We start from the raw sequence: 572 nt of genomic DNA, 5'->3' as shown, positions 1-572 counted from the left end.
GCATTGTATCGTGTTTGGCCATAGCCGGCCTGGACATAGGCCGACCACAGTTGTGACAGCGCGTAGTCGGCCTGAATGCGAGACTGGAATGTCCGGCCTGACGCCGATTGCATGGCCTGAGAGACGCTGCCATTGCCTGAGGGGAGCAGAACGGGGGTTTGCGAAAAGGAGAGCGACTGATCGGCGGAGGCGGCAATGGTGATGTATTGCGTCGGGTAATATGTGATCCGTCCGCCGAACGCAGGCTGGTTCGACGAGCCTGAGATGCGGCGCGATCCGCTGCGGGTCTGATAACCGACATAGACTTCGCCGCGCACGAGCCGGATCAGCTCTGAACCGAGACCGGCCGTCACGTGGTAGACGGAGTCGCCCTTGACGTTCTTGTCATATCGATGGAAATCGGCGCCTCCTTCGATAAAGGCATAGATCTGCGGGGTCAGCATGGTGGTGGCGCGAAGCGCCACATAATAGTCCGTTCCATTGAACGGCATGGGGAAGCCGCTCTTTGCCTCGGCCCTGTCATCGGGGCGATCGAAGCTGGCGTAGATGACGCCGCCGGACAGGCGCAGGCG

At 60.8% G+C, this 572-nt stretch carries 1 protein-coding gene; it reads right to left on the bottom strand.

The window, feature by feature from the left end:
- Positions 1-572, bottom strand: a 572-nt coding sequence (locus AB4037_RS34635; RefSeq protein WP_441774684.1) for an outer membrane beta-barrel protein, incomplete at both ends; no start/stop codon positions are given.

It is taken from the genome of Labrys sp. KB_33_2 (genome assembly GCF_052114505.1).
In the GTDB taxonomy this organism is placed as follows: Bacteria; Pseudomonadota; Alphaproteobacteria; order Rhizobiales; family Labraceae; genus Labrys.
This window is presented reverse-complemented; position numbering and strand designations above follow the sequence as displayed.